The 13,356-nt window shown below is 72.8% G+C and carries 10 protein-coding genes; 4 read left to right on the forward strand and 6 right to left on the reverse strand.

All coding sequences use genetic code 11. The features are described 5' to 3' along the window. Positions 1-73: 73 nt before the first annotated feature. Positions 74-2,329 (forward strand): serine/threonine-protein kinase, encoded by a 2,256-nt coding sequence (locus ACFYW1_RS25150; RefSeq protein WP_388997359.1) that lies wholly within the window; start codon positions 74-76, stop codon positions 2,327-2,329. A 96-nt stretch (positions 2,330-2,425) separates the two neighbouring features. Here ACFYW1_RS25150 and ACFYW1_RS25155 read toward each other — a convergent pair whose 3' ends face one another. Then, entirely contained in the window at positions 2,426-2,674 is a 249-nt protein-coding gene (locus tag ACFYW1_RS25155) for a hypothetical protein (protein ID WP_388997362.1), read from the reverse strand. 606 nt (positions 2,675-3,280) lie between these two features. Here ACFYW1_RS25155 and ACFYW1_RS25160 point away from each other — a divergent pair. Next, positions 3,281-5,140, forward strand: a complete 1,860-nt coding sequence (locus ACFYW1_RS25160) for a serine/threonine-protein kinase (protein ID WP_388997365.1) — start codon at positions 3,281-3,283, stop codon at positions 5,138-5,140. Positions 5,141-5,224: 84 nt separating this feature from the next. On the opposite strand, the gene ACFYW1_RS25165 is transcribed toward ACFYW1_RS25160, so the two are convergent. From ACFYW1_RS25165 to ACFYW1_RS25180, 4 genes are all read right to left on the reverse strand, one after another. After that, positions 5,225-6,700, reverse strand: coding sequence for a GntP family permease (locus ACFYW1_RS25165; RefSeq protein ID WP_388997368.1), 1,476 nt, complete (start codon positions 6,698-6,700; stop codon positions 5,225-5,227). A gap of 180 nt (positions 6,701-6,880) precedes the next feature. Continuing rightward, positions 6,881-7,291 carry a RidA family protein gene (locus ACFYW1_RS25170; protein ID WP_148838926.1) on the reverse strand — a complete coding sequence of 137 codons (411 nt, stop codon included), beginning with the start codon at positions 7,289-7,291 and terminating at the stop codon, positions 6,881-6,883. 6 nt (positions 7,292-7,297) lie between these two features. Then, positions 7,298-8,059: an IclR family transcriptional regulator gene (locus ACFYW1_RS25175; RefSeq protein WP_388997372.1), complete on the reverse strand. Its 762-nt coding sequence runs from the start codon at positions 8,057-8,059 to the stop codon at positions 7,298-7,300. Beyond that, positions 8,056-9,204: a sugar kinase gene (locus tag ACFYW1_RS25180; RefSeq protein ID WP_388997375.1), complete on the reverse strand. Its 1,149-nt coding sequence runs from the start codon at positions 9,202-9,204 to the stop codon at positions 8,056-8,058. Before ACFYW1_RS25180 ends, ACFYW1_RS25175 begins: the two co-directional genes overlap by 4 nt. Positions 9,205-9,333: 129 nt before the next feature. On the opposite strand from ACFYW1_RS25180, the gene ACFYW1_RS25185 reads away from it, so the two are divergent. Continuing rightward, on the forward strand, positions 9,334-10,674 hold the full coding sequence (locus ACFYW1_RS25185) for an alanine racemase (RefSeq protein ID WP_388997378.1): 1,341 nt from the start codon (positions 9,334-9,336) through the stop codon (positions 10,672-10,674). Between the two features lie 119 nt (positions 10,675-10,793). After that, positions 10,794-12,425 carry an amidohydrolase family protein gene (locus ACFYW1_RS25190; protein WP_388997381.1) on the forward strand — a complete coding sequence of 544 codons (1,632 nt, stop codon included), beginning with the start codon at positions 10,794-10,796 and terminating at the stop codon, positions 12,423-12,425. Between the two features lie 16 nt (positions 12,426-12,441). On the opposite strand, the gene ACFYW1_RS25195 is transcribed toward ACFYW1_RS25190, so the two are convergent. Continuing rightward, complete coding sequence (locus ACFYW1_RS25195) at positions 12,442-13,278, reverse strand: siderophore-interacting protein (protein WP_388997384.1); 837 nt, start codon at positions 13,276-13,278, stop codon at positions 12,442-12,444. Between the last annotated feature and the right edge of the window lie 78 nt (positions 13,279-13,356).

Genomic DNA, 13,356 nt, shown 5'->3' on the forward strand with positions numbered 1-13,356 from the left:
GCGTTCCATGGCCGTTCGGGCACGCTCGTGGCACCGTTGAGGGGCGCGATGGCGGTGCGACGGGGGGAATGACATGGCCGCGGCACGGGTGCGGGCTCTGGACACGGACGACCCGGTGTTTCTCGGGCCGTATCGGCTGATCGGGCGGCTGGCGTCCGGCGGCATGGGACGGATCTATCTGGCCCGCGACGACGGACACGCCGGCCGGGGACTCGTCGCGGTGAAGACACTGCTGGCCGAGGGCCAGGTCAGCGATGTCGACCGGCGGCGCTTCGCCCGCGAGGTGAAACTCGCCCAGCGAATAAACAGCACATACACCGCGCGCGTGCGGGAAGCCGACCCCGACGCCGAACGCCCCTGGATGGCCATCGACTACATCCCCGCCCCCTCCCTCGCCGAACTCACCCGCACCTGCGGAGTACTGCCCGCCTCGGCAGTGCGATGGATCGCCGCCGGAACGGCCGAGGCCCTGACCACCCTCCACCACGAGGGCATCGTCCACCGCGACGTCAAACCACAAAACGTCCTGCTCCCCCTCGACGGCCCCCGCGTCATCGACTTCGGCATCTCCCACGCCAGCGACCTCACGCTCACCGGCCTCACCCTCGGCACCATCGCCTTCACCTCACCCGAACAAGCCCGCGGCGAACCATCGACCACCGCCTCCGACGTGTACTCACTGGGCGCGACGCTGTTCCTGCTCGCCACCGGACGCCCGCCCTACCCCGCGGACGGCGACACCCTGCGCCTGCTCGCCCGCGTCCAACGCGGCGAACTCCACCTCGACGGACTGCCCAAAGAACTCGCACCGACCATCCACCCCTGTCTCGCCACCGACCCCACCGAACGCCCCACACCCGCCCAACTGCTCGCCCGGTTCCGCAAGGACCAGACCGGCCTGCCCACCACCCGCAGCGGCACCCGCTGGCTGCCACCCCGCTGGACCACACTGATCGAGGAGTACGCGACCCGGGGCGAGGAACTCGCGAACACGCGCCCCGCGCGTCCTGCGGGCCCGACGGCTCCGGCCGCCGGTGACCGCACGGCCGTGGTGCCGCCGCCGCGCCCGACGCTGATCTACACGGAGGCGCGCAGGGCCCGCGCCGCCCGCGACCGCGCCCGCCGCGAGAACGCCCGCACCCGCCAGGAGCTCGCGGCGCTCGCGGAGTTGGCGGAGCGGCAGCGGGCCGAACAGGCCGAGCAGGAACGGGCGGAGCGCGAACGTGCCGAGGCCGCGCGCCGGGAGGCCCGGCAGCGGGAGGAACAGCGGGCCGAACGGGAGGCGCGGGCCGAGCGGGCGGCACGGGCCGAACGGGAAGCACGCGCGGAACGGGAGCGCGCCGAGGCCGCCCGCCAGGAAGCCGCGCGGGCGGTGCGGGCCGAACGGGCGGCACGCGCGGAACGGGCCGCGCGGGCCGAGCGGGCGGCGCGTGCGGAACAGGAGGCACGGGCCGAGCGGGAGCGGGGCGCGGCCGTTCGGGCGCGCCGTGCCGCCGCCGCGCCGAGCCCGGCCACCCGTTCGCCGTCGCCGTCCCGACCGGCCGGGTCCACGAACGGTTCCGGGGGCTGGAAGTGGCTGATCGTTCCGGTCGTCCTCGTCGGGCTCCTGTTCTGGCAGCCCTGGAACTCGACGGGGACGGACGGCGGCGGGTCCGCCTCCGACACCACCACGTCCGGCACCCTCACCTCCGGCAGCGGCCTCGACCCCCACTCCGACGGCGGGACCACGAATTCCACGGACGACTCGAACAGCGAGGACGGCGACACCGGCGACGAACCGTCGGAGACCCCCACGCCGACGCCGACACCCACGCCGACGCCCACCCCCGCTCCGGACGCCACCGACCGGGCCTTTCGCGCGGTACGCGCCGGTGACTGCCTCAACGTGTACAACGACGGGCACGGCAACATGAGCGCCAAGCGCCCGGTCCGGGTGAACTGCCGGTCCTGGAACGCCTACATGCACGTCAACCGGGTCACCTCCGGGCCCGGCGAGTCCAGCGGCTGCGACCAGGGGCAGGGCTTCACCTGGTGGCACAAGTCGGGTGCGGACGGGGTCGAGCGGACGCTCTGTCTGGACCGGGTGTTCCAGGTCGGCCAGTGCTTCCCCGCCCAGGTCCAGGGAGCCGTCAACGCCGACCTGACGGTGGTACTGGCCTGCAACTCGTCGACCGTCCCCCGGGCCGGCCAGTCGATCCTCCGGGTCACCGGGTACTACCGCTCGCCCTCGCCGGGCACCAAGTGGACGTGCCCGGCGGGGCGCGGGGAGCGGTTCTGGTACTGGCAGGTGAACAGGGGCCGGAGCATCGTCTGCGCCTCGGCGGCCTGACCCGGCCCGGTTCCCGGCCTTTCCGGGCGGAGCCCTGCCCGGAAAGGCCGGAGGGGGTGGTGTGCGGCCCTTGCGCAGCGCCGGGGCCGGAGAGGGCTACGCGGTGACGGGCGGCTCCTGGTCCTGGTCCCGTCGGCCCCGCTGCACCGGCTGCCCCGGAGGCTGCTCCTCGTCCCCCGCCCGGAGCGGTGGCTCGGCCCTCCTCAGGCGCAGCCACGCCTCGCGGGTTCGTCCCGCCGCGTCGAGAACGTCCGGGATCTGGTCGAGCAGCCCTTTCAGGCTGAACAGGACGATCGAGAGCACCCCGGCGACGGCGAGAACGGCAATGATGGTGGCGTCGTTCACGGTTCAAACCTTTCGGGAACGGGTTTGAACCGGGCACGCAGGGGCTCGATCCAAACCGGATGGGTTCGGGTCGAGACACCTGCGCCGACGCGGTACGCGGATGTTCTCGGGGGTGCGCCCCTCTCAGGGGCGCCGTGCGGCAAGGCTCAAAAATATATAAGTAAAAGTATGTGTATAAATCGCGCCATCCAAGCCGATTCACCTGCGCGTCTCGGGTGCCTCGCACCCCGGGCTCATCGGTTTTGGACGGTCCTGACGCCTCGATGAGACGATCAGGTTCGCGTGCATTTAAGTACGCACGAATTCAACTGAGCACGTATGACTACAACTGAGCATGTGTGACTTCAGTGGCCTTACCGCTTCCGACTGTACCACCGGCTCCGCGAAGTCAAATAGAACTCCGCCCCTCGGCACAGGAGTTGATGCACCCGACCGCCGACCGGGCCTCAACAGGGCACGCGCCGAAACCCCGTGGCAGGACCCGCCCGGGCGGCCCGGGCTGTCCCGGACCGTCCGCCCGCTGTCCCGGACAGCCCGGACCGTGGTTCCGCGAGGAGTTGCGTGCCACCGTGGTGGGGGCGCGGTGGTGCGACGGGGGGAATGACCATGGCCGGGACGCGGGTTCAGGCACTGAGCGGGGACGATCCGACGGCTCTCGGACCGTATCGGCTGATCGGGCGGCTGGCGTCCGGCGGCATGGGACGGATCTATCTGGCCCGCGACGACGGACACGCCGGCCGGGGACTCGTCGCGGTGAAGACACTGCTGGCCGAGGGGCAGGTCAGCGATGTCGACCGGCGGCGCTTCGCCCGCGAGGTGAAACTCGCCCAGCGAATAAACAGCACATACACCGCGCGCGTGCGGGAAGCCGATCCCGACGCCGAACGGCCCTGGATGGCCATCGACTACATCCCCGCCCCCTCCCTCGCCGAACTCACCCGCACCTGCGGAGTACTGCCCGCCTCGGCGGTGCGGTGGGCGGCGGCGGGCACGGCGGAGGCGCTGGTCACCCTGCACCGCGAGGGCATCGTCCACCGCGACGTCAAACCGCAGAACGTCCTGCTCCCGATCGACGGACCCCGGGTCATCGACTTCGGCATCTCGCACGCCGACGACCTCACCCGTACCAGCCTGACGCTGGGCACGATCGCCTTCACCTCGCCCGAGCAGGCCCGCGGCGAGGCGTCGACGGCGGCCTCGGACGTGTACTCGCTGGGCGCGACGCTGTTCCTGCTCGCCGCCGGACGCCCGCCCTACGCCGCGGACGGCGACACCCTGCGCCTGCTCGCCCGCGTCCAGCGCGGCGAACTCGACCTGGACGGACTGCCCAAGGAACTCGTACCGACCATCCGCCCCTGCCTGGCCGCCGACCCCGCCGAACGCCCCGCACCGGCCGAACTCCTCGCCCGGTTCCGCGAGGACCAGGCCGGGATGCCCACCACGCGCGGCGGGAACCGCTGGCTGCCGCCGCGCTGGACGGCACTGATCGAGGAGTACGCGGCCCAGGGCCGGGAGTTGGCCCGCGCGAACCGGATCGACCCGGACGGCCTGACGGTGGACCAGCGCACGAGCGTGGTGCCGCCGCCGGACCCCACCCGGATGTACACGGCGGAACGGCAACGGGAGCGCGCCGCGAAGGAGAAGGCCGAGAAAGCGAAAGCGGAGAAGGAGAAGGCAGAGAAGGAGCGGAACGCGCGGCGTGCCCGCGCCATGTCGTCCGCCCCGGACTCGGACTCGGGATCGGCCCGCCCCGGGCCCGAGCCCAAACCCGCGCCCGCGCCGACCCCCGCACCGGCGACGAAGAAGTCCTCCGGCGACAACTGGATGTTCATCCCGCTCGCCGCCCTCGTCCTCCTTTTCTTCTGGCGGCCCTGGGAAACGGACACCACCAGCACCTCGGCCACCGGCAGCACCTACGGCTCCACCGCGAACCGGAGCTGGACACCGACGCCGACGCCCACCCCGACCGCCGACGCCACGGACCGGGCGTTCCGGTTCATACGCAGCGGTCAATGCCTCAACGCCTACGCCGACGGGCACGGGAGCTGGAACTCCGCCGTGCCCGTCCCGGTCGACTGCGACTCCGCCAACGCGTACGTCTACGTCACCCGCGCCTACTCGACCGGTGGCACCCCCGACCCCTGCCCGTCGGGGAACGGCCGCGGCAAGTGGTACCACGCCGCGAACGACGACATGAACACGACCCTGTGCCTGACCCGTCAGTTCCGCAAGGGCCAGTGCTTCCCCGCCGACCTCGACGGCAACGGCAACGCCGACCTGCTGGTGGTCTGGAGCTGCAACGCCGACAAGGTGCCCGTCGCGGGCCAGTCGATCGCACAGATCACCGGCTACTACCGGGCGCCCAAGTCGTACCGCGGCCAGATCTGCCCGACGAACGGCGGGCAGCGCTACTGGTACTGGAAGGTGGACGACAACAAGAACATCATCTGCGTCGGCCGGGCCTGAGGCCGGAGGAGGGAAAGCCTGCTGGCCGGACCGGGAACGCCGACCGGCCCGACTCGGCACGCCCCGGCCCGACTCGACGCGGCACTAGATCACCAGGCTCAGCAGTGCCGCCACCGCGAAGCCCGCGACCGAGAGGACCGTCTCCAGGACCGTCCAGGACTTCAGGGTGTCGCGTTCGGAGATGCCGAAGTACTTCGACACCATCCAGAAACCGCCGTCGTTGACGTGCGAGGCGAAGATCGAGCCGGCCGAGATCGCCATGATGATCAGCGCCAGGTGGGCCTGCGAGAGGTCCTGTCCCTCGACCAGGGGGACGACGATGCCGGCGGTGGTGACGATGGCGACCGTCGCCGAGCCCTGGGCGACGCGCAGCACCACGGAGATCAGCCAGGCGAGCAGGATGACGGGCAGGCCCACGTCGTTGAAGGTGTCCGCGAGCGCGTTCGCGATGCCGCTGCCCTTGAGGACGGCGCCGAAGACCCCGCCCGCACCGACGACCAGCAGGATGTTGCCGACCGGCTTGAGGGAGGAGGTGGACACCGACTCCAGGGACTTGCGGGACCAGCCGCGCCGGATGCCGAGCAGGTAGTAGGCGAGCAGCAGCGCGATCGTCAGGGCGACGAAGGGGTTGCCGAAGAACTCGATGACCGAGCGCGGGGTGGAGGGGTCCAGCGCGATGGAGGAGAACGTCGCGGCGAGGATCAGCACCAGCGGGGTGCCGATGATCGTGAGCACGGTGGTGAGCGCGACCGGTTCCTCGCGCGGGGTGACCCCGGCGGCCCGCTGTTCGGCGGCGACCGCGGCCTTCGCCTCCTCGGCGGCCTCGACCATGTCCTGCGGGACCGCGACGAAGATCCGCTTCCCGATCCAGGCGGCGTAGCCCCAGGCGGCGAGGACGGACGGGATGCCGACGACGGCGCCCATCAGGATGACCCAGCCGAGGGAGACCTGGAAGAGTCCGGCGGCGGCGACCGGGCCGGGGTGCGGCGGCAGGAACGCGTGGGTCATGGAGAGGCCCGCCAGCAGCGGCATCGCGTAGAGCAGGATCGACTTGCCGGATCGTTTGGCGGCGGCGTAGACGATCGGCGCGAGGACGAAGATGCCGACGTCGAAGAAGACCGGGATGCCGAAGATGAGGCCGGTCAGTCCCATGGCGAGCGGGGCCCGCTTCTCGCCGAAGAGGTTCAGCAGGCGGGAGCTCAGCACCTCGGCCCCGCCGGAGACCTCCAGGATCGCGCCGAGCATCGTGCCGAGGCCGATGATGATGGCGACGTGGCCGAGGATGCCGCCCATGCCGGACTCGATGACGGAGACGGCGGCGGACTTCTGGATCGTGCCGAAGAGTTCCGTGACGGAGAGGCCGGCGCCGAGGCCGACGGCTATGGAGACGGCCAGCAGCGCGACGAACGGCTGCAGCCTGACCTTGATGATCAGGAAGAGGAGGAGCGCGATGCCGAGGGCGGCGACGGTCAGCAGGCCGGCGGTGCCGTCGACGAGCAGGAGGAGACCACCGGTGTGGGGTGGCGTCTCGACCGGTTGTGGGGAAGCGGCGAGCAACATGGGCAACTCCGTGTTCGGAGACGGCTTTTGGGTGCGGCGGGGCGCGGCACGGCGCTTTCGTGGGGTGAAGCGCCGTGCCGTGCGCGAGGGGGAGGCGGGGCGAGGGCGGCAAGGGGACCGGTCGGAGGGACCTGATCGACCTGACCGGTCCGACCGGTCCGAGGGACCCGATGGGTCGGATCAGCCGAGGACCGCGAGGGCGTCGATCTCGATGAGCAGCCCCTTGGGGAGGCCGACGTAGACCGTGGTGCGGGCGGCGGGGGGCTGCGTCAGGTTCTGCTCGGCGAAGTAGGCGTTGTAGATCTCGTTCATCTCGGCGAAGTGGTCCACGTCCGTGAGGTAGACGCGCATCATCATCACGTCGTCCCAGCTCGCGCCGCCCTCCTCCAGGATCGCCTTGACGTTGGCGAAGGTCTGGAGGGTCTGCTCGCGCAGGGTCGGGCCGGCGGGGGTCGGGGCCCGGCCCTCGACGGCGGGCAGGAAGCCGACCTGGCCGGCGACCTGGAGGATGTTCCCCTTCTTCACCCCGTGCGAGAACTTCGCGGGGGGCGTGGTGTGGGTGCTCGGGGTGAGGGCGATCTTCTCGGTCATGGCTGTTCAGACTTTCTTGGGTCGGTTGTCGGTACCGGAGTACTCCCGGCTGACGGTTTCGGCGGTGCGCCGCACCAGGGGGAGCAGGGTGAGGAGTTCCTCGGCCGTGACGACGACGTTGGGCGCGGAGACCGACATCGCTGCGACGACCCGCCCGTCCGCCCCCCGGATGGGGGCGCCGATGCAGTTGATGGACTCCTCGTGGCCGCCGAGGTCGGTGGCCCAGCCCTGTTCGCGGACGACGGCGAGCTCCTTGAGGAAGGCACCGGCGTTCGGGGTCGAACGGGACGTGTACATGGGGTAGTCGAGCTTCTCGGCGACGGCGCGCCGCTCGGGCTCGGTGAGGTCGGCGAGCAGCAGTTTCGCCACGGCGGCGACGGTGATCGCGACGGGCTTGCCGATCCGCGAGTACATCCGGACCGGGTAGCGGCTCTCGACCTTGTCGATGTAGAGGACCTCCTGCTCCTCGTACACCGCGAGGTGGACGGTGTGACCGCAGTTCTCGTTGAGTTCGACGAGGTGGGGGTGGGCGATCTCCCGTACATCGAGGTTCTCGACGGCCTCCTGCGCCAGGGCGAAGAGCCGGGCGCCGAGGCGGTAGCGCTGGTCCTGCTGGCGGTAGACGAGTCCGTGCTCGTGGAGCGTGCGGAGCAGGCGCAGCGCGGTGGACTTGTGGACGTCGAGCCGCTCGGCGACCTGCCCGAGGTCGGCGGGTCCCCGGGCGAGCAGCGGCAGGATGCTCAGCGCCCGGTCGACGGTCTGACTCATGTCGTACGTACCTCCTGGTCCTCCCCCGTCCAGCCGGGGCCGAGACGAAGTCTCCCCCAGGCCCCGTCGTCCAGGGCGGCAAGGGCGTCGGCGTGCGCGCGGGCCGGCGGATCGGTGAGGTCGCCGGGGACGGTGAGGACGGCGGCGGCCATGAGGTGGCCGTGCCGGACCCGGTCGCGCACCGGCAGGCCGCGGAGGGTGGCGGAGAGGAACCCGGCGGCGAAGGCGTCACCGGCGCCGACGGGGGCGACGACGTCGACCCGGAGCGCGGGGACGTCGGTGACGGCGTCGGTGCGGGCGCCGGAGCCGTGGTCGGTACGGGAATCGGAGCCGTGGTCGCTACGGGTGCCGGATTCGGAGCCGGCGGGGGAATCGGTCCCCCCGGTGCGGGAGGAGAGGGGGCGCGAGAAGACGGTGGCGCCCTCCGGTCCCCGCTTCACGACCAGTACCTCCGGCTCCGGCAGGGCCGCGCGGATCGCCTCGGCCCCCCGCACGCCCCATGCCTCCTCCGCCTCGTCCTCGCCGACGAAGACGAGGTCGGCGCCGCGCGCCAGGTCGAGCAGGACGGACGGCTCCGCCCCGTCCCGCCACAGGCCCGGCCGGTGGTTGACGTCGAAGGAGACGAGCGGGCGGCCGGGCCGGGGGGCGGTCAGGTCGCGCAGCAGGGCCAGGCAGTCGGCGGAGAGCGCGGCGGTGATGCCGGACAGGTGCAGGACCCGGCCGGCGAGCAGCGCCTCGTACGGGACGTTGTCCGGGGACATCGCGGAGGCGGCGGACCCGGCCCGGTAGTAGGCGACCTCGTGCACGTCGGCGGCCCGGTCCGTGGCCGTGCGGAAGTAGATCCCGGTGGGCCGCGCCGGGTCGCGCCGCACGGCGGAGGTGTCCACCCCGTATCCGGCGATCGCCTCGACGAGGTGGTCCCCGAAGCCGTCCGCGCCGACCCGGCTCACCCAGGCCGCCCGGTGCCCGGCGGCGGCCAGCGCACAGGCGACGTTGGACTCGGCGCCCCCGATGCCGCGGCCGAAGGAGGGCACGTCGGCGAGGCGTCCGGGCTGCGACGGCAGGAACGTCACCATGGACTCACCGAGGCACACGACTTCGGCGGCCGTGACGGCGTCGGCGGTCCTGGCCGGGGTTCCGGACACTCGGGGGCTCCTCGCGGGTTCGGTGGTTCGGTTCGGGGCACGGTGGGCAGTGGCCCGGGGCGCGGCGGTGGTGTCCGCCATTGACCCGGCGTCGGCTCGGATGTTAGACAGCGTTAAGCGATATACGCAATGGGTGTTGCACATGATGCAACGACTACTTCGATCGAGGAGGCCCCCTTGGCCGCCGACCGTTACGTGGCCGGACTCGCCGACGAGCCGGTCGACCACCGCTTCAAGGCGCTGCCGCCCGACGCGGAGGGCCTGACCGTGGGCGCCCTCGCCGCCGAGCGGCGCGACCTCTTCACGGGCGGCTTCACCACCCCGGTGCTCGCCCTGTCCGCCGAGTCGGTCGAGCACAACCTCGCCCTCCTGGAGACGTACGCGGAGCGCCACGGGCTCGCCTTCGCCCCGCACGGCAAGACCTCCATGGCCCCGCAGCTCTTCGCCCGCCAGCTGGAGCGCGGCGCCTGGGGCATCACCGCGGCGGTGCCGCACCAGGCACGGGTCTACCGGGCGTACGGGATCGGGCGGATCTTCCTCGCCAACGAACTGGTCGACGCGGCCGCCCTGCGCTGGCTGGCCGGCGAGCTGGACGCCGACCCGGAGTTCCGCTTCGTCTGCTACGTCGACTCGGTGCGCGGCGTCGAGCTGATGGACGAGGCGCTGCGGGCGGCGGGCGCCTCCCGCCCCGTCGACGTCGTCGTGGAGCTGGGCGCGGGCGAGGGCGCGCGCACCGGCGCCCGCACCGAGGCCGAGTGCGCGGCGGTCGCCGACGCGGTGGCCGCGACCGGGACGCTGCGGCTGGTGGGCGTGGCCGGTTACGAGGGCGAGGTGCCGGCCGCGTCCGGCGAGCGGGTGCGCCAGTGGCTGCACCGGCTGGTCGCGCTGGCCGTCGACCTCGACCGGGCGGGGCGGTTCGCGGACGTGACGGCGGCCGGCGGGGACATCGTGATCAGCGCGGGCGGCAGCGCCTGGTTCGACGCGGTGGCGGACGTGTTCGCGCAGATCCCGAAGCTCTCCGCGCCGGTGCTGAAGCTGCTGCGCTCGGGGGCGTACGTCTCGCACGACGACGGCCACTACCGCCACCTCACCCCGTTCAACCGCGTCCCCGAGGAGGGAGCCCTGCAACCCGCCTTCCGGCTGTGGGCGCAGGTGGTCTCCCGCCCCTCCCCCGAGCAGGCGTTCCTGAACGCGGGCAAGCGGGACGCGGCGTACGACCTCGACCTCCCCGAGGCACAGGTCGTGCGCTCCGGCCGCGACGGCACGGTACGGCCCGCGACCGGCATCACGGTCAGCGGACTGTCGGACCAGCACACCTGGGTGCGCACGGGGCCGGGGGCGGAGCTGGAGGTCGGCGACTGGGTGGGGATGGGGCTGTCCCACCCGTGCACGAGCTTCGACAAGTGGCAGCTGATTCCGCTGGTCGCGGAGGACGGGACGGTCGTCGACTTCATCCGCACGTTCTTCTGACCCCGCCGGGGCCGAGGACCCGCCCCGGCCCCCCGCCCCCCGGTCGCCGGAGGGGCCGCATTCCCCCGCTCCCCGCACGTCGGAAGGACCGGGTTCCGCCAGTCGTCAGGAGCCGCTCCATGGACCTCGTCATCCGCAACGCCCACGTCGTCGACGGCACCGGCAGCCCCGGCCGCCGGGCCGACGTGGCCATCGCCGGCGGCCGGATCGCCGTGATCCATCCCGAGGGCGCCCCCGGCCCGCGCCCCGCCGCCCGCCGCGTCCTCGACGCCGACGGCCTCGTGCTCTCCCCCGGCTTCGTCGACATGCACGCGCACAGCGACCTCGCGCTGCTCCGCGACCCGGACCACGGCGCGAAGGCCGCGCAGGGCGTCACCCTCGAAGTCCTCGGCCAGGACGGGCTGTCGTACGCGCCGGTCGACGACCGGACGCTCGCCGAGGTCCGGCGCTCCATCGCCGGCTGGAACGGCGACGGCGACGACATCGACTTCGATTGGCGCACGGTCGGCGAGTACCTCGACCGGCTGGACCGCGGCCCCGACGGCCGCGGCATCGCGGTCAACGCCGCCTACCTGATTCCGCAGGGCACGGTCCGGATGTACGCGATGGGCTGGGAGGACCGCCCCGCCACCGGCGCCGAACTGGCCCGGATGAGGGAACTCGTCGCCCGGGGCATGGCGGAGGGCGCGGTCGGCATGTCCTCCGGGCTCACGTACACCCCCGGCATGTACGCGGACGACGCCGAACTCACCGAACTGTGCCGGGTGGTGGCCGAGTACGGCGGCTACTACTGCCCGCACCACCGCTCGTACGGGGCGGGCGCGCTCGAAGCGTACGAGGAAATGGTGCGGCTCACCCGGAACGCGGGCTGCGCCCTCCACCTCGCCCACGCCACCATGAACTTCGGAGTGAACGAGGGCCGGGCGCCCGAACTGCTCGCCCTGCTCGACGACGCCCTCGACGCGGGCGCGGACATCTCCCTCGACACCTACCCGTACACCCCCGGCTGCACGACCCTCGTCGCGATGCTGCCGAGCTGGGCGGGCGAGGGCGGGCCGGACGCGGTGCTCGCCCGCCTCGCGGACGACGCGACGGCCGAGCGCGTCCGACACCACCTGGAGGTGGTGGGCTCGGACGGCTGCCACGGGGTGCCAATCGAGTGGGACACCATCGAGATCTCGGGCGTCGGCGCGCCCCATCTGGGCGAGTACGTGGGCCGTACGGTGGCGGACTCGGCGAGGGCCCGCGGCGAGGCGCCCTGGGCGACCGCCCGCAGGCTGCTCGTCGAGGACCGGCTCGGCTCGACGATCCTCCAGCACGTGGGCCACGAGGAGAACGTGCGGCAGATCATGCGCCACCGGGTGCACACCGGCGGCAGCGACGGCATCCTCCAGGGCGACAAGCCGCACCCGCGCGCCTACGGCACGTTCCCCCAGTACCTCGGGCGGTACGTCAGGGAGTTGGGCATCCTCACCCTGGAGGAGTGCGTCGCCCACCTCACCTCGCGCCCGGCGAGGCGGCTGCGGCTGACCGACCGCGGGTACGTCCGCGAGGGCTACCGGGCCGACCTGGTGCTCCTCGACCCGGCGACGGTGGCGGCGGGCTCGACCTTCGAGGAGCCGCGCACCCTGCCGGTCGGGATCCCGCACGTACTGATCGACGGCCGGTTCGTCATCGAGGACGGCCGCCGCACCCAGGTCCTCGCGGGCCGGGCCGTACGGGGGGCGGGGCGCACCCGGAACGCCCCGTGAGCCCCCTCCCCCTCGTCTACTCCGCCGCCCGCTCCCCCGCCCAGGCCAGGTCCTCCTCGGTCGGGGCATCGTCCTGGGTGAGGCTGCGGCGCCAGTAGCCGCTGAACTCCACGGCCCCGCGGTCCATGCCGCGCTCCTCGACCAGGTGGCGGCGCAGGGCCCGCACCGCCGACGCCTCACCGGCCAGCCACGCGGCCCCGGCCCCGGCGGGCAGCGGGGTGTCCCGCACCGCGTCCGGCAGCGACCCGCCCCGGTCCCGGTGCACCCACCGGACGGTCACGTCGCCGGGCGAGTCGAGCGGCACCTCCTCCGCCGCGTCGGCCACCTCGACCCGGACCAGCGCCCGCGCCCCCGCCGGCAGGGCCTCCAGGATCGTCCCGATCGCGGGCAGCGCCGTCTCGTCCCCGGCCAGCAGCAGCCAGTCGGCGGCGGGCAGCGGACGGGCGTACGCGGACGACGGGCCGACCATGCCGAGCACGTCGCCGGGGCGGGCTCGCCGGCCCCAGCGGGCGGCCGGTCCCTCCTCGCCGTGGAGCACGAAGTCGACCGTCATCAGGCCGGAGCCGGGGTCGTACCCGCGGACGGTGAAGCTCCGCATCAGCGGACGCTCGGGCTCCGGGATCGCCAGGTACGCCTCGTACCAGCGCATGCCGTACGTGTCGTCGGCGTCCGGCTCCGGCAGCCGGGGGACGTCCTGCCCTTCCCGCGGGAAGCAGAGCTTCATCTGCTGGTCCGGCCGGTCCTCCATGAGCCCGGCCAGCGCGTCCCCGGCGAAGGCGACGCGCGCCGTGCGCGGGGTGACCCGCTCCACGCCCACGACTCGTACGTACGACACCGCCAACGCCTGCCCCATCGCGGATCCCACCCTCTCCGGCTGATACTTTACAGCGTAAGGAATTACCCGGGGGAAGTTACTTTACGGCGTAAGGAG

The organism is Streptomyces sp. NPDC002669, assembly GCF_042889165.1.
Taxonomy (GTDB): Bacteria; Actinomycetota; Actinomycetes; order Streptomycetales; family Streptomycetaceae; genus Streptomyces.

Excerpts from the sequence above, each read along its gene's own strand:
- ACFYW1_RS25170 (WP_148838926.1), bottom strand. The coding sequence starts at position 7,291 with ATGACCGAGAAGATCGCCCTCACCCCGAGCACCCACACCACGCCCCCC.
- ACFYW1_RS25195 (WP_388997384.1), bottom strand. The coding sequence starts at position 13,278 with ATGGGGCAGGCGTTGGCGGTGTCGTACGTACGAGTCGTGGGCGTGGAG.
- ACFYW1_RS25160 (WP_388997365.1), top strand. The coding sequence starts at position 3,281 with ATGGCCGGGACGCGGGTTCAGGCACTGAGCGGGGACGATCCGACGGCT.
- ACFYW1_RS25185 (WP_388997378.1), top strand. The coding sequence starts at position 9,334 with ATGGGTGTTGCACATGATGCAACGACTACTTCGATCGAGGAGGCCCCC.
- ACFYW1_RS25150 (WP_388997359.1), top strand. The coding sequence starts at position 74 with ATGGCCGCGGCACGGGTGCGGGCTCTGGACACGGACGACCCGGTGTTT.
- ACFYW1_RS25190 (WP_388997381.1), top strand. The coding sequence starts at position 10,794 with ATGGACCTCGTCATCCGCAACGCCCACGTCGTCGACGGCACCGGCAGC.
- ACFYW1_RS25165 (WP_388997368.1), bottom strand. The coding sequence starts at position 6,700 with ATGTTGCTCGCCGCTTCCCCACAACCGGTCGAGACGCCACCCCACACC.
- ACFYW1_RS25175 (WP_388997372.1), bottom strand. The coding sequence starts at position 8,059 with ATGAGTCAGACCGTCGACCGGGCGCTGAGCATCCTGCCGCTGCTCGCC.